Raw genomic sequence first — 17,997 nt, forward strand, 5'->3', positions numbered from 1 at the left:
GGGCCAGCCCCGCGAGGGCGGGGAGCACTACCAAAGGTGAGCCCTGGCCGGACTGTACCTAAGGGTCAGCCCCGCTTGTGCGGGGACTATGCCTGGTCTCCCGAGCAGGTGTCGATGGTGGCATGTGGCACGGTCGGTGTGCAACCGGGTCCGGAGAGTTGACACCTTGCATCACGTGATGCATAGTTGTGGGTGTCAGGACGACACCAGGGAGGGAACCCCCGATGACCACCACCATCGCCAGCCAGAACCACGGCCGCGCCATCCACAACTACGACCTCCTGGACGAACTCCAGGACCGCTACGGGCTCACCCGCCGCGAGACCCACGACGCGATCCACCAGTTCCTCGACGACCTCGACGGGCTCGGCGACGACGTGGAAGTCAGCCGGACGCCCATTGAGCCCGGCCTCCTGAAGCACAACCCCCGCGACCTGGACGTCTACTACTGGGTGGAGATCACCGACGCCGCCGCCGACAGCATCCGCGAGGCGTTCGCCGCCACCTACGCCGCCTGAGGGGATCACGATGATCATCACGCTCAGCATGGACGGCGGCCCCGTGGACATCCACATCCACCGGACCGCCGCCGGCCCCGTCCGCATCACCGCACACCGCGGCGACACCCAGCTCGGCACGGCCATCGACGCCCCCCGCCCCATCAACGCCTACCTCCGCGAGCAGCTCGGCGACCACGGCGCCGACCGCACCCACCACATCGGCACTCTCCTCCTCACCCCCGACCACGTCGCGCAGATCACCGCCGCCGTAGCGTCCGCCTCCGCTGAGACTGCCCCTCTCGACACGCAGCGCACTCTGCTCGTCAACACCCTGTCCGACGCCCGCAACGAGATCAGCGCGGCCCGGTCGACGGCCAGCGACGGCGAAGGCCTCGCCAGCTACCTGTCCAGCGGGCAGGCCGTCGAGGACGCCGCACGGGAGCACGCTGCCGCAGAGGCCCTGGCGGAGTTCGACGCCGCCCACCCCGGGGTTCGTGAGGAGCAGGCCGAGCGCCGCCGGGCCGCCGACCGCGCGGACGTACAGCGGGCGCTGGACCTGTGAGCGCGCCCGAACTGTGGTCCGTTGCTCAGGTAGCGGAGCACCTCGGGATCCAGCCGGGCAGCGCCCGCGGCACCCTCTCGCGCTGGGGCGTCCAGGCCGCCGGATACGAACGCGGGCCCACCGGTCGCGCCGAGGCCCGCTACGACGCCGCGCAGGTCCGCGAGGCGGCCGCCAACAGGCCCGGCCGCGGCGCGCGCACCGACATACGAAAGTCCGCCGAGAAGCGCACCGTCCGCTACGTGGGTGGCCCGCTCGACGGCAAGACCTTGGACGTCACGGACTGGTCAGACGAGTCCGTCCGCACGGGCGTGTACGAGATCGTGGACGGTTGGGAGGACCGGGCCGACTACGAACCGGACGAGGGCGGGGATCCCCTGCTGTGGGTATACCGCGGCCCCGTGTCGACGTAGCCCGCTTCCGCCCCGCCTGCATCGCGCTGATCACGACGAGGGCCCCGCACCAATAGGTGCGGGGCTCAGCGCTACCTGGAGGCCAGAAAGGTCACGGTTTCTTAAAGAAGGAATTCCCAACCGGAGCACACGCCTACTCCAGGAATTGTTGGTAGGCCGTCAGCGAAAGCCCCTGGTCGAGCGCCTGCGAGTGTCTCCTATGCGCGCCAAAGAGAGGCCAATCGCCCCGCTCCGGCGGTCAAATCGGCCCGCCTCGGCCATTAATCTCGTGAAACACGCAGCGGGACCCGTCCCCGTCACCGCTTAGCCGGCTTCAACGGGTGGGCCCCCTGCGTGGTCGTACCCGAACCGCGAGATACAGGAGGACCAGTGTCATCGAACCATGACGGCACGGAGCACGACAACCCGGACCCGCCGCGCGTGCCCGCGCCCGCGCCGGCGGCCACGCCCCCCGCGGGCGCCATCACGGCCGCTGAGGTGGCGAAGGAGGCAAAGCTCGGCTTGGTCAGGGGCGGCGTCGGAGCGCTGGTCATGGCCGTCTTCAAGCACATGCCGTAACAAACGATGGGCCCCCGTCCTCCTTCGGGAGGACGGGGGCCCATCGTCGTGCTCTCACTTTGTCCGCTGAGCTTTGATCACCATCCACGTCCGCTGCACCAGCAGCCCCGCCAAACCCAGCAAAAGCACCACCCGCACCACCCGCAGAACCGTCGCCACCAAACCGTCCGGCCACAACGTCACCGCCACCGTGTACAACCCCAGCGCGCCCACCGCGGCGGAAAACGTCATCACGTGCCGGCCAGCCGCGGACTCCCACCACCGGGCCCGCACCCAATACGTCACCACAAAGCCCCCGGCAGCCAACGCAACCACCGCCGACGCCGCAGCATTCGTGGTCTGCGCCCACATCATCCGTGCCCACCCCGCAACGCGTTCTCGAACATTTCACGGAAGTGGTTCTGTTGCTGTGCCCGCCGCAACACCCCGGCGGTCCGCGTCACCTCCGGCTGCCTGCGCTCCGCCTCCTCCTGTGCCCGCCCGATCCTTGCGGACGCCGCGACAGCAGCCCGCTGCCCCGGCGTCCGCCCACCCCCGTTACCCCTGCGGAGCACGCGCATGATCCATCGGATCACCGCCCACCCCCCGTCCAGGGAGAGACGTCAGCACGTGCCCCGCCGTGCGGGACAGTTCCAACATCTCGTCGATCTGCTCCTGCTGGCGGCGGGCCAACGCCTCCGCGTCGTGCGCCGCCGACCGCCACAGGTTTCGCTCCTCCCGCAAGTCGTCGTAGGTGCGGCGCGGAATCAACCGCCCGGTCAGCACCATCAGTACGACCAGCGCCAGCAGGGCAACGGCCCCGCCCTGTGTCACATCCACGCCGAGAACCTCGCCGCCCACACGCACCTCCCGGCGTCACGAACCGATCCAGCTACAGCTGCCGCGCCGCCCCGGGTGTCACGCCGCGCGCACCGGCGGCTTCACCGGGCTCGCCTGTTCGAGGCGCACCACCGCCACCGGCGCCGTCACCTGCTCGTGCAGCACCAGCGCCAGGACCGCCGCCACGCCGGACATGATCAGACCCTGCTGGTGCGCGTCCATGTTCAGGCCGAACGCGACGAACAGCGCCAGGCCAGCCTGCGCGAAGTTCAGGATCGCCGCCGCGACCGCCCCCGTCTTCAGGACGACCGCCGAGGCCACGCCCACCGCGGCCGCCAGGGCGGCGTTGATGACGGCCTGCTGGTTGTCGGACACGTCGATGCCGTAGGCCGCGACGAGCTTCAGGATGATCGCGACGGTGGTCAGGTAGTAGACCGGTTCGCGGCCGAAGATCTTCATGAGAGGTACCGTTTCTGCTGGTAGGGATTACGCCTGCATCCGCGCGGCGAGGTCTTTGCCGATCGCCGTGGCGAGCGCCTGCACGAACGCCGGGTTGCCGCCGAGAGCCGCCGCGAGCGCCTGCACCTGGCCCGCGTCCAGCGTCGGCGTGCTGGCCTTCGCCATCAGCGCCTTCGCGGTAGCCGCCGCTGCGGTTGCCTGCTCCGCGGCCGTCAGCCACGTCTGATGCACGTCCGGCTTGTCGCCGTGGGAGTACGCCGCGACCGCGTGCGCGACCTTCGCTGCGTCAGCGTCCGAGATGGCCATGTCGTCCTCCTGGACGTCCGGGGTCGGTGCGGGTGCGGGGGTCGGGGTCTTGCCGGGCATCCACTGCCCGAAGTCCGGGGTGAGCGCCGTGTTCTTGTCGCACGACACCTTGTTGATCGTGACCGTCGCGGCGTGCTGGTGAATGTGCCTCCCGCCCAGCACGTTCGAGCCGGACCAGGCGTCCGTCTGCCAGAACCACTTGGCCACGCCCGCGGCCTTGAGCCGGGACAGCGGCCAGTACCCGCCGTAGGCCCCAGTCCGGGCCAGGCCGATCACGCTTGCCACGCCCTCGAAGTACGCGTTGATCGCAGGCTGGTCCGCCTCGGGGGCGTCGTAGTCGATCGCGAAGTACAGCGGGCGGCCCGACGGCATGCCCGCCGCCGATGCGCGCGCCTGCGCCTTCTTCGCGTCCGTGACACCAGCCGCGCGCCCGGCCCGGGCCCGAGTGGCGGTCGACTCGAACACCACCACCGACCACACGCTGTGCGCCGCCAGGTCGTCGGCCTCCGTGCGCGAGATGTCCTTCGCCGGGTCGTTGCTGGCGTACCGGCACGCGAACTTCATGCCAGCCCTCTGCAACGCAGCACCCCCCGGGTGCGACCAGGCGTAATCCACACCCTCGACACTCATGACACCTCCTCGTAGGTGGCGCGGAAGATGTCGTCGCGGCAGGAGTACGTCTCGGCCTGCACCCCGCGGATGATCCAGTCGCCGGGTGATGCGGTCATCCACCCTTCGAGGGTGTTGACGAGCATCAGCGGTTTCGGGCCGCCGCGGAACTCGAACTTCTCGTCGGCGTCGAGCGTCTCGGTCTTCCAGGTCTTCCACCAGGCGACGATGGCGAGGTAGGAGTCCATGTCGGTGAACTGGACCGCCTCGACCTCGACGGGCTTCTTGCGGTATCGGGCCATGTCAGCTCCTCAGTTCACACCGTTGTCGTGCGCCCACTCGTCCATCAGCGCCCGCGCCTGAACCAGCCGAGGATCAGGGACAGGAGTCGGAGAAGGAGCGGGCGACGGAGGAGGGGACGGCACCGGAACCGGGGTGGGCGGCGTCGGCTGGGGTATCGGGTTCGCCTCACCTGTCAGCGCCGCGAACTGCTCGCCGAGGGCGTAGAAGCTCGGGGCCCCGGCGAAGTACGAGCCCGCCATCGACAGGCCATCCTGGTCGATGACCACCCACGCCTCGTCCACGTACTTCTTCCAGAACGCCTCGGTCATCTCCGTCTCGGCACCCCACGTGACCAGCCCGAACTTGCCGCCGCCGTAAGCGCCGACGATGACGCAGTGACCGCCCTCCACCCGGGCGCCACGCACCACATCCCACGGCTCGCCCGCATCGAACTGGTCCATCGCCGTGTCAGGGAAGTTCAGGCCCACGTACACAGTCCCGAACGTGGCGATGGCCTGCTTGATCTCCGTCAGGTTCGACGGGTCCAGAGCCGCATAGGCCACGATCTTGTGACCCTCCAGGCCCGTCTTCCGCCAGTACCCCAGCACGTCCTGGCAGTACGCCCCCGTGTCCGAGGACGGGCGCTTCGGGTTGTAGCCGGTGATCGCCGAGTACATCCCGACGACATGCTCCGTTGTCGGCTCCACCTCGGCCCCACGGCCGTAATAGGTGAGCTGGTTGACCATGTGGCCGACGCCGGCGCACGTGCAGTCCCCGATGGTGTCGTTGGCGTACATCGGCCACACGATCCGGTCGTCCTGCCAGTCCACCGAAGCGGGCGGCGCGGCCAACCGCTCCCGCAACAGCGGGCTGAGCTTGAGGTGTGGGCGGGCCGGCTGCGCGGGTAGCTTCCCGAGCTTGCGGTACATGGCGCTCCTGGGCGTGGGAAAGCCCCGGGCCTGCGGCGCGGGGCGGATAAAGATCAGTTGGTGCCGTCGAGGAAATCGGAGCCGACGATGAGCCGGATGATCCCCTGCATCTGCCTCGTCAGGGCTGGCACCTGGGCGATGTGCGTGGCGGTTGTCGCCGTGCCGGCGTTGACGGCGGCGAGGTACGTGGTGTTGGTGGCGTAGGCATTGCGGGCCTGGGTGAGCAGGGTCGCTTCGTTGGTGTCCCGTGTCTGCTGGGTGATGGCGGCGGTCACGTCAGCGTTCTCAGCGTCGGTGAAGGGCCGCTCTTCGAGCAGGGTGCCGTTCTCGTAGCAGCGGTAGGTGCGGGTGGTGATGTCCCACTGCTGGGTCATGGTCGCGTCTCGCAGCTCGACGACGTTGTCGGCGCTGTTGTCCGGTGGGGTCGTCATCAGAAATAGGTGGTGACGATGACGATGCCCGCGGCGCCGTTGCCACCGGACCGCTGGGCCTGGCTGGCGGTGTTGGCGGCGCCGGATCCGCCGCCGCCGTAGGTGCCGCCGGCGACGCCGACGCCGTTGGTGGCGACACCGCGGGCACCGCCGCCCATGTGGCTGGCGCCGCCGTGGCCACCCGCCGCGCCGGCCGCGCCGAACTTCACCCCGGCGCCGCCGCCTTGGCCCTGGTGGGCGATGTCGCCGACGATCGTCTGCGTGGCCCCACCCCCGGCGACCGCGGTGGCGGTACCGTCCGCGCCGCTCGTGGCGCCACCAGCGCCCCCGCCCGCTGTCACGTAGCTGCCGAAGCTGCTGTCGCCGCCGGCGCCGCCGCCCGCCACGCCCCCGGCGCCGACGGTGACGGACACGGTGCTGCTGACGGAGGATGCGAGCAGCAGGGACTCGCCGTATCCGCCGCCTTGCCCGCCGCCGCCGCACGAGGTCTGGCTGGTGCTGGTCGCCGCCGCCACGTGTCCGGCGCCGCCTCCGGCCTGCACCTGCACGCGCAGCCACTTGGCGTTCGCGGGCATCGACCAACTGCCCGAGCTGGTGAAGATCTGCCTGCTGGGTGCGCCGAGCTGGGGGTCGATGGCGTTGGCGAGGGACTCGAAGTGCTCCCAGAGCCTCGTGCTGTCGGTCTCCTCCGGGTACGGGATCCCGTTGGGGGTGGTCTGTGTCACGGGCTCTCCTCAGGAGCGGCGCCAGTAGAGGGTGAGGGTCCAGGCAGCGGACCAGGAGCCGCGCCCGGCGAGGCGGATGTACGGGGTGTCGCCGCTGATGACCATGCCGATGCCGCCGCGTGTGCCGTCGATCAGGGCCTGGCCCCATGACGTGGGCAGCGTGAACGTCGTCTCCGACGGGGACACCTGGCCTTGGACGCCGAGGCTTGGTCCGGACGTGCTCTCGTTCAGGGTCGGGGCGCCGGACGGTCTGGTGGTCTGGGTGACGAGGCGGAGGGTGGGGGCCCGCAGCCCGTAGTCGCCAGAGCTTAGGCGCCGGAGCTTCACTGTGGCTTTCGTGCAGGTCGCGCCGCTCAAGGTGTGGGGCTTGCTGCCGTAGAACGCGTACCCGCTGGAGGACCCGTAGCTGCTGCCGGAGTAGCGCCCCTGGATGGTGTCCGCGGATGTGGACGGGCCGATGTCGGTGCGCCAGTGCCCGTCGCGGTAGGAACTGGTAGCGACCGGCGCGACCACCAGGGAGCCTGTGGTGGTGACCGGTTTCGGCGGCGGCGCCGCGTCCCCGGAATCGCCGTCCGGCGGGGTGGCCGTCGCCGGAGGCACGCTCGGGGCGGCCGCCGCGGCGGCGACCGCCCACCACGACGACCCAACACGCTGCAGCATCAGCGGTGTCCCCACCGCCACACCCGACAGCCCCGCGACCGCGCGGGCCGTGATGAGGACTCCGGACACGTACACCGGGACTGCCCCGGAGGCGACCGGGCCACCGGCCATGCCCATCAGGGCCCCACGCCCGGCCAGGCGCACTTTGCGGTCGCGCCAGTCGGCCATTTCAGCCCCCCGCCAGCATGCGGACCGTCATGCTCATCTGGCCGGGGCTGTAGGGCAGCTCCAGCGTCTCGATGCTCGCGAGCGCCCCCGTGAGGCCGTTGTCGGCGCTGGTGACGGAGACGATGTCGCCGGGTACCAGCCCCGGGTGCGGGTGGCAGGTCACGTCCAGGGTGCGTGACGCGGTGCGCCGCAGCGTCGTCAGCCGGGTGGCTGCGGCCGCCCGGCACTGGGCCACGGTAGTCAGCAGGCTGGAGCTGTAGAAGTACGGCACCATCAGAGGGCTGTAAGGGCCGCCGATCCGGTACGGGCTGTTGCCGTCCGTGTCGTAGGCGACCCCGGTGATCTGGGCACCAGTCGCGTCCTCGCCCTGGGCGACGACCGCGTTGAATGCGCCGTCACGGGTGGTGGCGCCGGACCAGCGGATCACGGTGCCGCCCACGCCGTCCGTCAGCGCCAGGACCGGGGAGCCGGGCGTGCCGTCCGTGACCGGCTCGACAAGCAGCAGCCCGTCCTCGGTGACCCGGGCGGCGGCCGGCCACGCCGTCAGGACCTCCTGCAGCGCGGCCATGCGGTCGTCGTCCCATTCCAGGCCCAGTGGCACGGTGCGGTCGGTGAGAGCCCCGTCTACCTGCACGGTCAGGGCGGGCTCGACGAGGGCGCGGACGGTGCTGACCAGGGTCCCGGACGGCTGGAACGGGGCCGCCAAGCGGGCCTCGTTGATCAGCGACAGCAGCCCTTCGCACGTCACCGAGACGGTCATGTCGTCTGCGGACGAGTCGGTGATCAGAAAGACTCCGCGGCGGATCCACTCGAAGTGGCCGCCGACGTCCACCCCGTAGTCCACATGCAGCTGCTGCCCGTAGGCGGCGAGCGGGTCGGTGGGCTGCACCGGTTCCCACGACACCCCGGTGTCGCGGCGGGGCACGGACAGGGTGAGCTGCTCTGGGACGGCCAGGGACCGGTCGCGGGTCTCGGTGCCGTCCGCGATAGGGATGTCATCCGCGAGGAGCTCGTCACCCAGCCACGACGACACCCGCATCTCCATCGTGTACGACCCGGTGACGACCTCCAGGGCCTCGGTGGACATGTCCAGCACGGTGCCCCCTTACGCGCCGAAGTCGTACTGGGCGAGGTCGAGCAGCGTCTGGCCGGAGAACGCGGCCGCCAGGTCCCCGAGCGTGCCGGGGAACACTGCCGCCAGATCGGCGAGGGTGAACCCGGTGGCCTCCAGCCCCGCCGGCCACGACGTCGACTCGGCCGTGGTCAGGTCCCACCAGGTGTACTCGTCGTACCAGTGGGGCCGCTCGGTGTCGTCGGTGATGGCGTAGTAGCCGTCGACCCGCGACATGGTGACCTGCTTGCGGATCTGCAGCACGCCCTCGGTCGCGCCCTGCAGCACCTGGTGCATGGCGTCGGATTCGGCGTCGGATTCGGTCCGCACGGTGATGGTGGCGGTGGCGCCGCCTCGGCGGCGGCTGACCGTGATCAGCCGCCCGGCGATGTTCGACGTGGAGGCGTCCCGGGATCTGGTCTTCTCCCATCCGGCCTCGATGACGCACAGCGCCCCGATGCCCTGCACGGCGTCGGAGATGACGTCACCGCCGACCGTCGAGGTGATCGAGCTGGTGGTGGTGACGGTCCACACGTCGCCGTTGACGTCGACCAGGTCCGCGGCGTAGGCGATCGGCACTCCGAGGGGCTGTTCGGCGTCGACGCGGAGGACCACATCGTGCCCGCCGACGTCCACGCTGGTCCCGGCCCGCACCGCGGTGCGGGTGTCGCCGACGACTTGGTAGATGCTCGCGGTGACGATGTCGTCCGCCGAAAGACCCGACACGGTGACGAGGTTGCGGGGCGGGAACGTCGTCTGCGCGGCCGCCGAGATTGTCGCGGACGCCTCCCGGACCCGCAGCACCCCGGCAACACCGGTGGCCGCGGCCGCGAGGGTTGCCGTGATCGTCGGCGTCTGCGTGCCCGCACCAGACGACACTGCGCAGGTGGCGAGGGCACGCCGGGCCGCGTCACCCGTCGCTACCGCGTCGTCAGCCCGCTCGGTGACAGTGCCGTAGGTGATGCCCGTCGCCGCCACAGCCTCCGCTGTGAGGGACGCCGTGGACGCGTTGAGGGCATACCCGAGCAGGGCCATGTCCCCCGCCGCCCAAGTAAGCGCACTACCCCCCACAGCGGAGAATCCGGTGCCACTGGACGTGTCCGCGCCGACACTGACCGCCCACCGCCACCCCGTGCCCGCACTGCGGGCCAGGACGTGGATGCGGCCTGAGACGACCGACCCAGACGACCCGGACGGGATCGCCGTCGTCGGCGCAGCGTCCCCGCCGACCGCGACGCGCACGAACCACGTCAGGCGCCGCGGGCCCGTACCGGCCCCGAAGGTTCCGCCGCCGCCGGAGGTGGAGTCCACGAGCGTCCACCCGGACGGGGTGGACGGCGTCGGATCGTCCGTGTGCCCCGACGTGACGACCAGTACAAGCAGCTGTCCCACGGTCGGGGTGGCCGGGTACGCAGGCGTGATGGTGGACGCCGCCGAGCTCAGCGCGCCCGCCGCGCTGTACGAGATCGTCACGACGTCCCCACCTTCGCCCGGAACGCCGACCGCCGGTCGGCGTGCTTCACCCGCACGTCGATCAGGTCCTTCAGCGCCGGGTCGTTGACGTGGATGTGCACCTCCGGCGCCCCGGCCTCCGCCAGTGCCGCCGCGAGCGCCTTCAGGGCAGCGACGTGGCCGGAGTCCGCCACGGGTACCCCACTGCCCGCCGCGGCGACGTTCCGGGCCCGCACCGCGGCGGCGGTGTCCGCCATCCGCTGCACGGCCGCAGCCGCCCGCGGGCCGTGCAGGTCCACACCCGCAGCAACACCGTGGACAATCTGCGCACCCACCTCGTCCCGGAACACCCGGGACGGGCTGTGGATCCCCAGCCGCTTCTTGATGGTCGACACCATGCCGGACGCGAGGCGGTTCATCTCTGCCTGGAGCGCCTTCTCCTGCGCCTGGAGCCCGGTGAGGAAGCCCTTCCCGGCCTGGGCGCCTGAGTCGTACATCGCGTCGGCCATCGTCTTGCCGAAGCTGGTCGTGAGTGTGTTCTGCGAGGCCGCCAGCTTGTTCAGGGCCTTGATGTCGCTGGACGAGGCACCCGCGAGGATCTTCGCGAGCTGACTGCCCGGCCCCGCTTCCCCGAGCTGCGCGAGGAGGTTCTTGTTCAGCCCGCGCTTCGACAGGGTCGAGGCTTCCTTCGCGAACGCGGACGCCCCGGCCTGCCCCTGCCGCATCTGGGCGATGAGACCGCTGATGCTGGTCGCCGACGTATCCGTGACACTCAGCAGGTCAGCCAGGCTCTGCGCCTGATCCGTCACAGCCTGCTTCGCCGCCGTGATCTGCGACGCGATCGACGCCCGCCGGTTGGCCAGGCCCTGCAGCCGCGTGGACGTCCGAAGGTTGCCCGCGACGAGGCCCCCGCCGCCGGCCCGCTGGAGCTTGGTGTTCATCGACTTGATCGCCGACGCGACGCCCGACGCGGTGCCGGTCTCCAGCGACTTCAAGAACCCATTCGACAAGGCGCCGCGCACCGCTGCTGCCAGGTCCCGCGCGATCGTGCTGGACTTCGAGGTGCCGCTCGCGTACCCGGGCAGCTTCGTGCCCGTGGTGCTGGCCAGTGCCATGGAGTCGGCGTGGTTGTAGATGCGGGTGCCGGTCGAGCCGACCCGCATCAGCTCCGGGCCCTTCTCACCCACCCATGCCAAGGTTCCAGGGCGGGCCACACCGCCGGACGCGAAGCCGGCGACCTTCCCACCGAGAGCACCACCACTGCTGCCAGCGCTGCCGGTCGCCCGCTTCACGGTGCCGAGGAAATCCTTGACGCCCTTGAAGCCGGCTTTCAGGCCGCTCAGAAGGCCGGACATGACGTCCTTGCCTCGCCCGTACAACCAGTCCCCGGCGCCCTTGAAGGCGCCCTTGATCGGGGAGGCCAGATGGTCGCCGACCCATCCGCCGATGCCCTTCACCGACGACGACAAGCCGCCCAGCAGCCCGGACACGACCGCCTGACCACGCCCATACAGCCAGCTCCCGGCCCCACTGAAAGCATTGAGGATCGGGGAGACGAGGTGCCCGTACAGCCACCTGCCGATGCCCGCGGCCGCCGCCCCGATCCCCGAGAGCAGGCCCGCCACCAGGTCCCGACCAATCGAAGCGAACACCGTGGAGGGGCTGTGGATCCCGAACAGGGACTTCACCGCGTTGACGATGGGGTCGATGACGTGGCCCTTCAGCCACTGACCGATACCGAGCAGGCTCGCACCCACCCCGGACAGCAACCCGTTGACGAGCGCGGCACCCGCAGCCACCAGCCACGTGCCCGACTTCGTGAACGGCTTGAGCAGGTACCCGATGCCCTTACCGACTTGAGCGAATGCCCAACCGAACCCGCCCTTGATGCCGTCACCGAGACCGCGCACAGCCTTCAGCCCAAGCCGCTGAAGCTCCAGCGCCCAGACACCCAGGCGTGTCGTAAGCAGCCCACTCTCACGCTCCAGGACTCCCGCAGCCGTCGGGAAGACCTCCGCGAGCCCCTTCCACAGGCTCTTACCGAAGAACTTCGCGACGCCACCAGCGCCCTTGCCTACCAGGTCACCGAGCTTCGAGACAGCCTTGAGCAGAGGCGCGGCCAACTTGAGCACGGGGATCTTCTCGAAGACCTTCGCCAGCGGGCCAGCGATCTTGCCCACGGGGATCAGGGTCAGCACTGCCTCGATCGTGTCAAGCCAGTGCTTCTGCCAGAAGTCGAGACTGAACAGTGGGTCGAAGAGGGACTCGATGACGCCGATGGACAGCGGGATCGCCATCTTCCCGAAAGACTTGCCGATCTTGACGTAGTCCAGCTTGCTGAGAGCCTTGATGACTCGCGTGGTGAGATCCGACAGGTGCTCGCCGACCCAGCCGATGGCGGTCCCGAGGCCGGCGCCGATCTGTTGCCCGAGCTTGCCCCAGTCGACGCCCTTCACGGCGTCACCGATGCCGCCGGAGATCAGGGTGCGCAGTTGCTCGCCGAACTGCTTCGCATCCGACTTCGGACGCGCAATCATGCTCGGGATCGTCGTTGCCTTGATCTGCGGAGACGGCATCCTAGGTGCCTTCTTCGGGGTGAGCCCGTCGAAGAAGTCCGACACCAGGCCACTCGCCGTCGTGAAGCTGCTCTTGATCTGGTCGACCGGCACGAACTTGGTCACCAGCTCGTGCCCGAACCGGTCGACCGCAGGTAGCGCCGTCTTCGTGATGTACGTGACGAAGCCGGTCAGCGGCGGCAGCAATACGTTGCCGGTCTTGATCGCGAACACTTCGAGGTTCGACCGGATGATTTTGAGCTGTGCTGCCGCGGTCTTCCGCTGGGCCTCCACCGCAGGCCCGTACTTGCCCATGCTGGAGTTGACCTGCTTCTGCTTCTGCTCAAGCACATCCAGGTTGTTGACCATGGACAGAATTGCCGAGGACGACTTGCCGCCACCGAACGCGCGGCTGAGGAGGGCGGCCTGATGGGTGGCGTCCAGCCCCGACTGGTCCAGGTGAACGGACAGCAGCTTGATCGCACCGATGAGGCCGTCCTTGGACCGCATCGCCTGGCCCAGCATGGTGCCAGTCAAGCCGATCCCCTTGAGCTGCTTCTCTGCGGCCCGGCTTGGGGCCGCCAGCAGCGAGATCGACATGCGCAGCCGGGTCGCCGCACTCGCGGAATCCACACCCTCATCGGTGAACAGCGCCAAAGCGGCACCCACCTGCGAAAACGTCAAGCCGAAGGTCTTCGCAGTGGGGAGGATGCCAGTGCCCAACGCGGCGACCATGTCCTGCATCGTCATGTTGCCCGCACCGATGACCGCGTTCACAGTCTTCGCCGAATCAGCGAAGGACGTGGCGCCCTTGATGCCGGTCCGCCACGCGCCGGCCAAGGCGTTCGCAGTGTCTTCCAGATCGGCGCCGCCAACAGCTGCAAGGTCAGATGCGGTCTTCAGGGCGGACATGGCCTGGACGTTGTCCATGCCCACGGACTTCAGGTGGTACAAGGCCTCGGACAGCTTCTGCGGGCCCTGCTGGGCGGTTTTGCCGAGCTCCAGCACCTGCGAGGACAGCACCTTGACGTCCTTCGCGGACGCACCCGCCTGCGTCTGGATCTTCAACATCGACGACTGGAACTCGACGGCCTTCTTCGCCGACTCCGCCAGCCCGACAGCCACACCAGCCGTCAGAGCAGCACCCGCAACCAGAGCTGCCTTCCCGAGCCTCCCGAGACCCCTCTCCAGTCGGGACGCCGACTTCCCCACCCCATTGAACGTCCTCGACGCGCTGTCCCGGGCGATGAGGTCGTACCGCACACCAGTCGTCCTGAGCGCCACGCCGCCACCCCGCATCCACGACGGCTGAGCAACAGCTCAGGTGCCCTCTACTGCTGTTCCGCCTCGGCGGTCTTCCGTTCTTCTGCTTCGACCCGGTACAGGGCCCCCCACTCCTCGATCTCGTAGCTGCTCATCCGGGCAAGCAGCTCGGCGACGGTCATTCCGCCGAGATCGCGGGCGATGGTGAAGACGAGTCGGCGCCACCCTCCGTCGGCGCCCCGGAATTTCCCTCCATCTCCTCCTGCGCCTCGTCGGAGCTGCCGCTGAGGTCGGTGGCGACACCCCATATCCGATCGATCGCCGCGCTGGACTTCTTACCGAGGGCCGCGGCATCCTGGTCGGCGAAGATCCTGGTGCCCTCCTCGTTGACGATGCACCGCACCAGGAACCGGGCCCTGATGTTCGTGAGGTTCTGCTCGCCGTTGCGCCGGTTCGTTGCCTCGAACTCGTCCCGCTGTGCGCCGGACAGGCCGCGCACGAGCACGACCTTCCCGCCCCACTCCGGGACGGTCACGGGCACGGTCTTGATGTCGTCCATGGCGAGGATCTCGTCGCGGGACAGGGCCATGCTGATCTCTCTCTCAGGTGATGTCTTTGCTGACGGAGTCCATGACCCGGTTCACCGCGGCACGCGCACGCGGCCCGGCTGCCGGGGCCACAACCTTGAAGAAATAGGGGTGGGCGGGCTGCTGCACCCACACGGTGTTGCCGAACACGGGATGCCTCCACCTCGGCTTGGTGCCCTCCATATACGCCTGCACCGACCTGGCCTTGTTCGGCATCTTCCGGCCGTCCACCCGGATCGCCGCAGACGCCTGCCGGCCCACGGTCTTCACCTCCAGGCCAGTCGCCCTGGAGAGCTGCCCACGCAGGCCCTGCGCCGAGTACGGGCGCGACGACGGGATCCGCCGAATCGACGCCCGCACCAGTGGCACAAGCGGCTTCCCGGCAGCACGCAGCTCTTTCCGGAAGCGCTTGAGGAGCTCCTTGTCGTCCATCCGCCGCAGCTCGCGGACAATCCGGGTCAGGTCTCGGCCGTGCCGCAGCTCAGCCCCGCGCGCCATGACTCAGGCCGGGATGGCGACGTTCTGGCTGGGCTCCCGCATGATCGCGAAGTTGACCATGATCTGAGCGACGGAGCTGATGTCGCGCTGCGGAGTCGCCGACGTCACCCGCACCGGGAACACGTCCATCAGATAGTCCGCTACATCACCCTCGTCCATCCAGATGACGTAACCGGACGACCCGCGCGACAGCAGGGTCCGCACATCCGTGGAGGTGCTGTCCGCGTAGAAGGACAGACTGGAGTCGTCAGCGGTGGTCGTCGACGGGACCTTACCGATGAAGACGCTGCCGAGCGCCGGGGTGTCCTCCGTGTTGCCGGTGACCTCCCACCCGTTCACCGCGGCGATCTCGTCGGACAGGTCCGTGCCGGCGTTGATCTCGCTACGGGTCGGCGACGCGGGATTCGCCAGCGTCGGCACCCAGATCACCTTGCTGACGCCCTGGACGTAGTACCGGTCCGACGTCGTGATGGGAGTCGCGGCCATGTCAGTCCTCCTTCGTTGTCCGGCGCCGCGGCTTCGGCGACTCGGGCTCGTTTTCGGTCTTGTTCTCCGACGGCGCTTCGCCCGCTGCCGGGGTGCGCTTCGCCGCGGGCGACTTCTCGTCGTCCGGCAGCTTCTTCGGCTTCGGAGGTGCGTCCGTCACCACCCAGCCACTGGCCCGGTAGTGCGGCACCGCCTGGTCCGCCACCTGCACCCGCCGCCCCGGCAGCTCCGGGTGCTCGATCCACACCCTCATGAGGTGCTCACCCGGACCACGCCCACGCTGACTGAGGTCACACCGTCGTAGGTGATGCTCGCCCGGCCTGTCGTCGGGTTCCGGTAGTCCGCCCCCAGAGGGATCAGCTCCGTCTTGCCCGCCGCCACACTGACCGCGCGATCCGCGATCGCCAAGCCGTTCACGGTGCCCGGCGTCGCCAGCGTCACCGTGTGCGACCCGCTGTCGGCGTTCTTCACCACCAGCAGCACGCCCGCGCCCGTCGGGGCGTCGTCGCCACCCGATGTCGCCGCGGACAGCGCACCATCCAGTTGCAGCCCCGTCAGCGGGACCACACTCGCCACCAGAGCCGCCACCGGCCCCACCACCTCACGAATCGGTAAGAAGCCGCCACGAAGCCGCAGCAGGCATGAGAAGGTGCGGCCCACGCCACGCACCCACAGGGGGAGACGATGAGCCTCAGAGAAATCAAGGACCGGGTCGACCGGGAGCACCCCGACTGGACCCCACGCCAGCGACTGGAAGAGATCGACCGGCTCCGCAAAACCGAAAAAGCCGCACGAGCCACGGCGCGAACCAACACGGCCAACGCCGACACGCCACCCGCGAACCCCAGCGCAGGAATATCCGTCCGAGGAGCCTGGGCCTTCCTCGTCATAACCGTCGGCGGAATGGAGATCATCGGCCTCGCCACCTGGGGCAACGGCCAACCCGACTGGTACAACAGCCTCCACGGAGGCGCACTGGTCCTCGGTGTTTGCGCTGTCGTAGGCGCGTACAAAAGGCGCGCTACCGGCCGGTGAAGCCGCTCGTCGTCACCTCGAACGTGAGCGCCGCCTGCGCACCCCGCGAGGTCTGCTGCTGCGTCAAGGCGTGACCACCGATCATCGCCCGCATCACCGCGCCGCCCAGCCGCCGGTCACGGTCGATCGCCGCACCCAGGCCCGACACCATCGCATACGCCTGGGCCCGCACCGAGGGCACATCCGTGTCCCCCGATGCCGCCCACGCCGTGCACCGGATCGTCGTTGTCTCCTGAGACGGCGACCCGTTGAGGTCGTTCTCCGACACCTGCGTCTCCACGTCGGTGTCCTCGGTGCCGCCGCCCCACCCGATGTACAGCACCCGCAGGTCCGTGCCCTGCTCCATCATCGGCCCGTCACGCACGACAACACCGACCAGCTCCGGCGCCGACTGGGCGATCTCCACCAGCCGGGACAAGATGTCCGGGACCCGCGACGACCAGCCCATCACGCCACCCCGGGCAGGCTCAGCCCCAGCAACTCCACAGCCCGGCGCGGAACCGCATAGCCGAGCTGCGGCACGTACATCTCGTCGTCACCGCCATGCCGCGGACCCATCGTGCCCCGCCGGGTCTCCCACAGATGCTGCAAGATGATCAGCCCGGCGACCTTGTATGGCGCGGGCGGATCCGCCTGTCCCGCCGTATATGTCACCAGCACCGTGCCCTGCAGTGCCGGGCCCGAAATCGCGGTCACCACGCCGGACGGTGAGACCCGCAAGACCCCCACATCCCACGTCGCGTCCGTGTCCACAGCCACCACCGACAACAGCGACACCACGGGAATGTGCGCGAGCGTCACGGTACGGCCAACTACCGCTACCTCATCGACGAACTCACGCTCGTCGACCGCCTCACCCCGAGCCTTCTCCACCGCTGATGTCGCCGCATCCACCCACAGCTGCAACTCCTCATCCGACGTGGACGAAGAGAGCCCGTCGAGATGGCGCCGCGCCATCGTCGTGTCGATCAGCGCCATATCAACCCCCTACTTCTTCTCGGTGGGAGCCGCCTCCGTGGACTTCCGCGGCCGGCCCGGGCCACGGCGCGCAGCAGGCTTCTCCGGTGCTGCGTCGTGCTTTACGGCCGGAGCCTCCGCCTTCTCAGGTGACGCGCCAGGCGTCACGGCCGACGCGGACTCGGTCGTCAGCGTTCCACGCTTCTCCTCGGCCGCGGGCTGCACCGCGGTCTCAACGTCGTCGTCGCTGCTGTCGACCGGCACTGCCATGCCGTTGCTGCAGAGCTGCATGGCCTCACTCTTCGGCAGGTCGATGGTGCCTCCGCGGGACGGCCACGACTGGCCGTCCCGGTTGCCGGAGACTTCGACCTTCATGCGGACCTTCACGGTGTGGCCTCCTCAGAGTGCGGGTCAGCTCGCGATGATGTTCGCGTCACGGAGCGCCTGGGTGAGCGCGTTCAGCCGTGTCACGAGCGTCGCGAAGTTGTTGTTGATGGTGGTCTGCGTCGGGGTCGCGGTGACATCCGCCGTGCCCGCCCCAGCGGTCCCGGTTGCACTCGTCAGGTCGGTGAGCGCGGCGGAATTCGCCAGCGAAAGATCCTTATTCAGTACCTGCTTGCCCTTGGCCATGATCC

At 69.3% G+C, this 17,997-nt stretch carries 26 protein-coding genes; 5 read left to right on the forward strand and 21 right to left on the reverse strand.

Annotated elements, in window-relative coordinates; all coding sequences use genetic code 11:
- Positions 1-224 precede the first annotated feature (224 nt).
- The 4 genes from ACH4SE_RS29320 (at position 225) to ACH4SE_RS29335 (ending at position 2,030) form a co-directional block, all read left to right on the forward strand.
- The gene (locus ACH4SE_RS29320) at positions 225-518 is read left to right on the forward strand and encodes a hypothetical protein (protein ID WP_398546521.1); all 294 of its coding nucleotides are present in this window, start codon (positions 225-227) and stop codon (positions 516-518) included.
- Between the two features lie 10 nt (positions 519-528).
- The gene (locus ACH4SE_RS29325; protein ID WP_398546522.1) at positions 529-1,062 is read left to right on the forward strand and encodes a hypothetical protein; all 534 of its coding nucleotides are present in this window, start codon (positions 529-531) and stop codon (positions 1,060-1,062) included.
- Positions 1,059-1,472: a hypothetical protein gene (locus ACH4SE_RS29330; protein ID WP_398546523.1), complete on the forward strand. Its 414-nt coding sequence runs from the start codon at positions 1,059-1,061 to the stop codon at positions 1,470-1,472. Before ACH4SE_RS29325 ends, ACH4SE_RS29330 begins: the two co-directional genes overlap by 4 nt.
- A gap of 369 nt (positions 1,473-1,841) precedes the next feature.
- Positions 1,842-2,030, forward strand: a complete 189-nt coding sequence (locus tag ACH4SE_RS29335; RefSeq protein ID WP_398546524.1) for a hypothetical protein — start codon at positions 1,842-1,844, stop codon at positions 2,028-2,030.
- Positions 2,031-2,084: 54 nt separating this feature from the next.
- On the opposite strand, the gene ACH4SE_RS29340 is transcribed toward ACH4SE_RS29335, so the two are convergent.
- From ACH4SE_RS29340 to ACH4SE_RS29420, 17 genes are all read right to left on the reverse strand, one after another.
- Positions 2,085-2,384: a hypothetical protein gene (locus ACH4SE_RS29340; protein WP_398546525.1), complete on the reverse strand. Its 300-nt coding sequence runs from the start codon at positions 2,382-2,384 to the stop codon at positions 2,085-2,087.
- A 183-nt stretch (positions 2,385-2,567) separates the two neighbouring features.
- Positions 2,568-2,870 (reverse strand): hypothetical protein, encoded by a 303-nt coding sequence (locus ACH4SE_RS29345; protein ID WP_398546526.1) that lies wholly within the window; start codon positions 2,868-2,870, stop codon positions 2,568-2,570.
- Between the two features lie 57 nt (positions 2,871-2,927).
- Positions 2,928-3,308, reverse strand: coding sequence for a hypothetical protein (locus ACH4SE_RS29350; RefSeq protein ID WP_398546527.1), 381 nt, complete (start codon positions 3,306-3,308; stop codon positions 2,928-2,930).
- Between the two features lie 27 nt (positions 3,309-3,335).
- Positions 3,336-4,244 (reverse strand): glycoside hydrolase domain-containing protein, encoded by a 909-nt coding sequence (locus ACH4SE_RS29355; RefSeq protein WP_398546528.1) that lies wholly within the window; start codon positions 4,242-4,244, stop codon positions 3,336-3,338.
- Positions 4,241-4,525 carry a hypothetical protein gene (locus tag ACH4SE_RS29360; protein WP_398546529.1) on the reverse strand — a complete coding sequence of 95 codons (285 nt, stop codon included), beginning with the start codon at positions 4,523-4,525 and terminating at the stop codon, positions 4,241-4,243. The genes ACH4SE_RS29355 and ACH4SE_RS29360 overlap by 4 nt, the downstream gene beginning before the upstream one ends.
- A gap of 9 nt (positions 4,526-4,534) precedes the next feature.
- Entirely contained in the window at positions 4,535-5,434 is a 900-nt protein-coding gene (locus ACH4SE_RS29365) for a hypothetical protein (protein WP_398546530.1), read from the reverse strand.
- 53 nt (positions 5,435-5,487) lie between these two features.
- Positions 5,488-5,865: a hypothetical protein gene (locus ACH4SE_RS29370; protein ID WP_398546531.1), complete on the reverse strand. Its 378-nt coding sequence runs from the start codon at positions 5,863-5,865 to the stop codon at positions 5,488-5,490.
- Positions 5,865-6,590, reverse strand: coding sequence for a hypothetical protein (locus ACH4SE_RS29375; RefSeq protein ID WP_398546532.1), 726 nt, complete (start codon positions 6,588-6,590; stop codon positions 5,865-5,867). Before ACH4SE_RS29375 ends, ACH4SE_RS29370 begins: the two co-directional genes overlap by 1 nt.
- Positions 6,591-6,599: 9 nt before the next feature.
- Positions 6,600-7,418, reverse strand: a complete 819-nt coding sequence (locus ACH4SE_RS29380) for a hypothetical protein (RefSeq protein WP_398546533.1) — start codon at positions 7,416-7,418, stop codon at positions 6,600-6,602.
- Position 7,419: 1 nt separating this feature from the next.
- Positions 7,420-8,505: a DUF5047 domain-containing protein gene (locus tag ACH4SE_RS29385; RefSeq protein ID WP_398546534.1), complete on the reverse strand. Its 1,086-nt coding sequence runs from the start codon at positions 8,503-8,505 to the stop codon at positions 7,420-7,422.
- Positions 8,506-8,523: 18 nt separating this feature from the next.
- Positions 8,524-10,002 (reverse strand): hypothetical protein, encoded by a 1,479-nt coding sequence (locus ACH4SE_RS29390; protein ID WP_398546535.1) that lies wholly within the window; start codon positions 10,000-10,002, stop codon positions 8,524-8,526.
- A complete protein-coding gene (locus tag ACH4SE_RS29395; protein WP_398546536.1) occupies positions 9,999-13,661 on the reverse strand; it encodes a phage tail tape measure protein in 3,663 nt (1,220 codons plus the stop codon). Before ACH4SE_RS29395 ends, ACH4SE_RS29390 begins: the two co-directional genes overlap by 4 nt.
- A gap of 316 nt (positions 13,662-13,977) precedes the next feature.
- On the reverse strand, positions 13,978-14,388 hold the full coding sequence (locus tag ACH4SE_RS29400) for a hypothetical protein (RefSeq protein ID WP_398546537.1): 411 nt from the start codon (positions 14,386-14,388) through the stop codon (positions 13,978-13,980).
- Positions 14,389-14,401: 13 nt separating this feature from the next.
- Positions 14,402-14,818, reverse strand: a complete 417-nt coding sequence (locus ACH4SE_RS29405) for a hypothetical protein (protein ID WP_398546538.1) — start codon at positions 14,816-14,818, stop codon at positions 14,402-14,404.
- A 69-nt stretch (positions 14,819-14,887) separates the two neighbouring features.
- Complete coding sequence (locus tag ACH4SE_RS29410; RefSeq protein WP_398546539.1) at positions 14,888-15,370, reverse strand: hypothetical protein; 483 nt, start codon at positions 15,368-15,370, stop codon at positions 14,888-14,890.
- Position 15,371: 1 nt separating this feature from the next.
- A complete protein-coding gene (locus tag ACH4SE_RS29415) occupies positions 15,372-15,623 on the reverse strand; it encodes a hypothetical protein (RefSeq protein ID WP_398546540.1) in 252 nt (83 codons plus the stop codon).
- The gene (locus ACH4SE_RS29420) at positions 15,620-16,030 is read right to left on the reverse strand and encodes a hypothetical protein (protein ID WP_398546541.1); all 411 of its coding nucleotides are present in this window, start codon (positions 16,028-16,030) and stop codon (positions 15,620-15,622) included. The genes ACH4SE_RS29415 and ACH4SE_RS29420 overlap by 4 nt, the downstream gene beginning before the upstream one ends.
- Positions 16,031-16,054: 24 nt before the next feature.
- On the opposite strand from ACH4SE_RS29420, the gene ACH4SE_RS29425 reads away from it, so the two are divergent.
- Entirely contained in the window at positions 16,055-16,405 is a 351-nt protein-coding gene (locus tag ACH4SE_RS29425; RefSeq protein ID WP_398546542.1) for a hypothetical protein, read from the forward strand.
- Here the strand turns inward: ACH4SE_RS29425 and ACH4SE_RS29430 are convergent.
- The 4 genes from ACH4SE_RS29430 to ACH4SE_RS29445 are packed head-to-tail and all read right to left on the reverse strand — an operon-like array spanning position 16,392 to position 17,992.
- Complete coding sequence (locus ACH4SE_RS29430) at positions 16,392-16,811, reverse strand: hypothetical protein (RefSeq protein ID WP_398546543.1); 420 nt, start codon at positions 16,809-16,811, stop codon at positions 16,392-16,394. The two genes, ACH4SE_RS29425 and ACH4SE_RS29430, sit on opposite strands and share 14 nt — an antisense overlap.
- Before the next feature lie 41 nt (positions 16,812-16,852).
- The gene (locus tag ACH4SE_RS29435) at positions 16,853-17,383 is read right to left on the reverse strand and encodes a hypothetical protein (RefSeq protein WP_398546544.1); all 531 of its coding nucleotides are present in this window, start codon (positions 17,381-17,383) and stop codon (positions 16,853-16,855) included.
- A gap of 9 nt (positions 17,384-17,392) precedes the next feature.
- The gene (locus ACH4SE_RS29440; RefSeq protein WP_398546545.1) at positions 17,393-17,749 is read right to left on the reverse strand and encodes a hypothetical protein; all 357 of its coding nucleotides are present in this window, start codon (positions 17,747-17,749) and stop codon (positions 17,393-17,395) included.
- Between the two features lie 24 nt (positions 17,750-17,773).
- Positions 17,774-17,992: a hypothetical protein gene (locus tag ACH4SE_RS29445; protein WP_398546546.1), complete on the reverse strand. Its 219-nt coding sequence runs from the start codon at positions 17,990-17,992 to the stop codon at positions 17,774-17,776.
- Between the last annotated feature and the right edge of the window lie 5 nt (positions 17,993-17,997).

Source organism: Streptomyces sp. NPDC020983 (assembly GCF_044333485.1).
Taxonomy (GTDB): domain Bacteria; phylum Actinomycetota; class Actinomycetes; order Streptomycetales; family Streptomycetaceae; genus Actinacidiphila.

Excerpts from the sequence above, each read along its gene's own strand:
- ACH4SE_RS29355 (WP_398546528.1), bottom strand. The coding sequence starts at position 4,244 with ATGAGTGTCGAGGGTGTGGATTACGCCTGGTCGCACCCGGGGGGTGCT.
- ACH4SE_RS29425 (WP_398546542.1), top strand. The coding sequence starts at position 16,055 with ATGAGCCTCAGAGAAATCAAGGACCGGGTCGACCGGGAGCACCCCGAC.
- ACH4SE_RS29360 (WP_398546529.1), bottom strand. The coding sequence starts at position 4,525 with ATGGCCCGATACCGCAAGAAGCCCGTCGAGGTCGAGGCGGTCCAGTTC.
- ACH4SE_RS29365 (WP_398546530.1), bottom strand. The coding sequence starts at position 5,434 with ATGTACCGCAAGCTCGGGAAGCTACCCGCGCAGCCGGCCCGCCCACAC.
- ACH4SE_RS29435 (WP_398546544.1), bottom strand. The coding sequence starts at position 17,383 with ATGGCGCTGATCGACACGACGATGGCGCGGCGCCATCTCGACGGGCTC.
- ACH4SE_RS29415 (WP_398546540.1), bottom strand. The coding sequence starts at position 15,623 with ATGAGGGTGTGGATCGAGCACCCGGAGCTGCCGGGGCGGCGGGTGCAG.
- ACH4SE_RS29320 (WP_398546521.1), top strand. The coding sequence starts at position 225 with ATGACCACCACCATCGCCAGCCAGAACCACGGCCGCGCCATCCACAAC.
- ACH4SE_RS29350 (WP_398546527.1), bottom strand. The coding sequence starts at position 3,308 with ATGAAGATCTTCGGCCGCGAACCGGTCTACTACCTGACCACCGTCGCG.
- ACH4SE_RS29400 (WP_398546537.1), bottom strand. The coding sequence starts at position 14,388 with ATGGCCCTGTCCCGCGACGAGATCCTCGCCATGGACGACATCAAGACC.
- ACH4SE_RS29410 (WP_398546539.1), bottom strand. The coding sequence starts at position 15,370 with ATGGCCGCGACTCCCATCACGACGTCGGACCGGTACTACGTCCAGGGC.
- ACH4SE_RS29405 (WP_398546538.1), bottom strand. The coding sequence starts at position 14,818 with ATGGACGACAAGGAGCTCCTCAAGCGCTTCCGGAAAGAGCTGCGTGCT.
- ACH4SE_RS29385 (WP_398546534.1), bottom strand. The coding sequence starts at position 8,505 with ATGTCCACCGAGGCCCTGGAGGTCGTCACCGGGTCGTACACGATGGAG.
- ACH4SE_RS29370 (WP_398546531.1), bottom strand. The coding sequence starts at position 5,865 with ATGACGACCCCACCGGACAACAGCGCCGACAACGTCGTCGAGCTGCGA.
- ACH4SE_RS29380 (WP_398546533.1), bottom strand. The coding sequence starts at position 7,418 with ATGGCCGACTGGCGCGACCGCAAAGTGCGCCTGGCCGGGCGTGGGGCC.
- ACH4SE_RS29340 (WP_398546525.1), bottom strand. The coding sequence starts at position 2,384 with ATGATGTGGGCGCAGACCACGAATGCTGCGGCGTCGGCGGTGGTTGCG.
- ACH4SE_RS29445 (WP_398546546.1), bottom strand. The coding sequence starts at position 17,992 with ATGGCCAAGGGCAAGCAGGTACTGAATAAGGATCTTTCGCTGGCGAAT.
- ACH4SE_RS29325 (WP_398546522.1), top strand. The coding sequence starts at position 529 with ATGATCATCACGCTCAGCATGGACGGCGGCCCCGTGGACATCCACATC.